We start from the raw sequence: 3,222 nt of genomic DNA, 5'->3' as shown, positions 1-3,222 counted from the left end.
ATGCGGCGGCCGACCGCCACCACCGTATCGGCGGACAGGATGAACGCACCGCGCAGCTCGTCGTCGAGCTGCACCGATTTGAGCGCCGCATCGGCCTTGGCCCTTGCGAGGCGATTGGCACAGGCGCGCGGCAGCTCGCCCCGCTTCGGCGTCTCGTCGACGTCGGCCGGCCGGAGCGCGTCCGGCTCGATGCCGGCCTGGTTGAGCAGCGACAGGCGCCGCGGCGAACCGGAGGCTAGAACGAATTTGGGGCGGCCGAGCATCAGGTGATTTTGGAGGGTGAAGCAGGGGGTGAATTGCGCGCGGAACCTATCGGACGGGGGCTGATTTCACAACCCGGGAACCCGGACTTTGGTGATTCGAGGTTTCCGACATGCCCGCAGTCTGTGACGCGGGTGTTACGGGAGGTCTCGTGTCCCGGACGCGGCGCGGCATGAAATGCTGCGACGCTGAGCCGGGACCCAGGAGCTTGCGCTTGCGGTGAGATGGGGCCCCGCTCTGCAGCGCACCGTTGCACGCTGCGCTGCGTCCGGGGCACGAGAGTTAGCCAGAGGCCGCGCCCACTTTCGCAAACCGCCGGCGGATGCGCATCAACAGCTGGTCGCAGACCTCGCGGTAGGCGGCGAGCTTCTGGTCGCGGCTGCCTTCGATGGTGGTGGGATCCTGCGTCGGCCAGTATTCGACGTCGGCGGCGAGCGTGCGGGTCAGCTCCAGCGCCTTGTGATGCGCTTCCGGCGACAGCGTGATGATGAGGTCAAAATTCAGCCCTTCCCAGTCCTCGAGCTCCTCGAAGGTCTGCGGCTTGTGGGCGGAGATGTCCTGGCCGAGCTCGTCCATCACGGCGACCGCGAAGGGATCGAGCTCGCCTTTCCGCGCGCCGGCCGACTTCACGTAGAGGCCCTGCGGAAACATGTGCCGCAGCAGGCTCTCGGCCATCGGCGAGCGCACGCTGTTCATCGCACAGGCGAACAGCACCGATTGCGGATCGCGTGCGCGTGGCGGACCCGCCATCGCGGTTAGCCCTTCCAGTGAAGGACAGTAATGAGCGTGAACAGCCGGCGCGAGGTCTCGAAATCGACCCGCACCTTGCCCTTCAGCCGCTCCTGCAGCGTGCGCGATCCCTCGTCATGGATGCCGCGGCGGCCCATGTCGATGGCCTCGATCTTGTCCGGGGTCGCGGTGCGGATCGCCTGGTAATAGCTGTCGCAGATCATGAAATAGTCCTTCACGATCCCGCGGAACGGCCCCAGCGACAACAGATGCACGACCACGGGCGTGCCGTCCTCCTGGCGGATGTCGAACATCAGGCGATTGCCGGTGATGCCGATATGCAGCGTGAACGGGCCCTTGCCGTCAGCCCCCTCCGGCGCGAACAGATTCTGCTCGATCAAATCGTAGATCGCGATCGCGCGCTCATGCTCGATGTCGGGACCGGAACGGCCGATCGACTCCTCGTCGAGCGTGACGCCGACGATGCGGTTCTGCGAGTCGTCCTGTTCGGGCGGCTTTGTCATGACAGATTGAGGCGCAGTCCAATCGAGCGCGAATGGGCATCCAGCCCCTCCGCTTGTCCGAGCGTCATCGCGGCAGGTCCCAGCGCACGCAACTGGTCCGGACCGCATTTCAGGATCGAGGTTCGCTTCACGAAGTCGGCGACCCCGAGGCCCGAGGAGAATCGCGCCGAGCGCGCCGTCGGCAGCACGTGATTGGAGCCGCCGACATAATCGCCGATCGCCTCCGGCGTATGCGCGCCGAGGAAGACGGCGCCGGCGTTGCGGATCCTGGCGGCGAGCGCATCGGGATCATCGGTCATGATCTCGAGATGCTCGGCGGCAATCGCATCCGCGAGCGGGATGGCCTCGGCGAGGTTCTTCACCATGATGATGGCGCCGAAATCGGCCCAGGAGGCGCTGGCGATGGCGGTGCGCGGCAACGTCCTCAGCTGCGCTTCGACGGCCTTCTCGACATCGGCGGCAAGGCGCGCCGAGTCCGTGATCAGGATCGACTGCGCGCTGGCATCGTGCTCGGCCTGCGCCAGGAGGTCGGCGGCGATCCAGTCGGCATTGCCGGTGTCATCGGCGATGACAAGCACCTCGGAGGGACCGGCGATCATGTCGATGCCGACCTTGCCGAACACCAGCCGCTTGGCGGCGGCGACGTAGGCATTGCCGGGGCCGACGATCTTTGCAACCGGCGCGATCGTCGCGGTGCCGTGCGCGAGCGCGGCCACGGCCTGCGCGCCGCCGACGCGGTAGATCTCGCTGACGCCGCCGAGTTGGGCGGCAGCCAGCACCAGCGGATTGAGCTTGCCGTCGGGCGAGGGCACCACCATGACGAGGCGCGAGACGCCGGCGACCTTCGCCGGCACCGCGTTCATCAGCACCGAGGACGGATAGGCCGCGGTGCCGCCAGGCACATAGAGGCCTGCGGATTCGATTGCGGTGTAGCGCCAGCCGAGCTCGACCCCGAGCGGGTCGGTGAAGCGCTCGTCCTTCGGCAGCTGCCGGCGATGGTAGCTCTCGATGCGGTCACGCGCGAGCTTGAGCGCATCCAGCGTCGCGGCATCGCAGGCCTTCACCGCCGCCTCGATCTCGGCGGGGGTGACGCGCAGGCCGGACGCATCGAGCTTCAGCCGGTCGAACTTTGCGGTAGCCTCGAGCAGGGCCGCGTCACCCCGCCGGGCCACATCGTCGACGATGGCGCGCACGGCGGCCTCGACGTCGGCCGAGGCCTCGCGCTTGGCGGCGAGGAAGGCCGCGAATCGCTGGTCAAAATCGGCGCTGCTGCGGTCGAGACGAACGGGCATCTTGGCTTGGCTTCCGGCTGGTCTTGGGCGGATTGGCTCACCCGGCCCCCTGCTCAATGGCGCGGCGGCCACCCGCCGTCAACCCTTCGGAGGCGGCGTTCCGGCGAGGGCTTGAGCCGAGTTTTCTGGTATACCGGCCACCTCAGCCCTCCCCCTCGGCCTCAGGTCCCGTTCCCAGCTCGTCCGCCCCGAGATCCGTCAACTCGCATTCCAGGCATTCGACGTCGAGGCGAATGGCGCCGCCTTGGGCGAACAGCAGCAGGGCGCTGCCGCCGGGCTCCTCGTCGCGGCCGTCCTGGGGGTGAAACTCGATGCCGACAATATCCAGAACCTCGTCCGGTGCTCCGAGGTCGATGTTGCGCGATTTGCAGGCGAGCACGCGGTCGAAGCGGAGGGCGGCGACCAGCCGGCGCGGC

At 67.8% G+C, this 3,222-nt stretch carries 5 protein-coding genes; all 5 read right to left on the bottom strand.

Translation table 11 applies throughout. The features are described from left to right. A partial coding sequence (locus PMI42_RS12695) for a Maf family protein (RefSeq protein WP_008134530.1) occupies positions 1 to 263 on the bottom strand: 263 nt, incomplete at its 3' end. 280 nt (positions 264 to 543) lie between these two features. After that, on the bottom strand, positions 544 to 1,011 hold the full coding sequence (locus PMI42_RS12690) for an arsenate-mycothiol transferase ArsC (protein WP_008134529.1): 468 nt from the start codon (positions 1,009 to 1,011) through the stop codon (positions 544 to 546). 5 nt (positions 1,012 to 1,016) lie between these two features. Then, positions 1,017 to 1,514, bottom strand: coding sequence for a UPF0262 family protein (locus PMI42_RS12685; RefSeq protein WP_008134528.1), 498 nt, complete (start codon positions 1,512 to 1,514; stop codon positions 1,017 to 1,019). Beyond that, positions 1,511 to 2,806: a histidinol dehydrogenase gene (gene hisD / locus PMI42_RS12680; RefSeq protein WP_008134527.1), complete on the bottom strand. Its 1,296-nt coding sequence runs from the start codon at positions 2,804 to 2,806 to the stop codon at positions 1,511 to 1,513. The genes PMI42_RS12685 and hisD overlap by 4 nt, the downstream gene beginning before the upstream one ends. A 142-nt stretch (positions 2,807 to 2,948) precedes the next feature. After that, a partial coding sequence (locus PMI42_RS12675) for a DUF2948 family protein (RefSeq protein WP_008134526.1) occupies positions 2,949 to 3,222 on the bottom strand: 274 nt, incomplete at its 5' end.

Origin of the sequence: Bradyrhizobium sp. YR681 (genome assembly GCF_000282615.1) — a bacterium.
In the GTDB taxonomy this organism is placed as follows: domain Bacteria; phylum Pseudomonadota; class Alphaproteobacteria; order Rhizobiales; family Xanthobacteraceae; genus Bradyrhizobium.
Note: the sequence above shows the minus strand (reverse complement) of the source record. Positions and strands in the feature narration are given on the sequence as shown.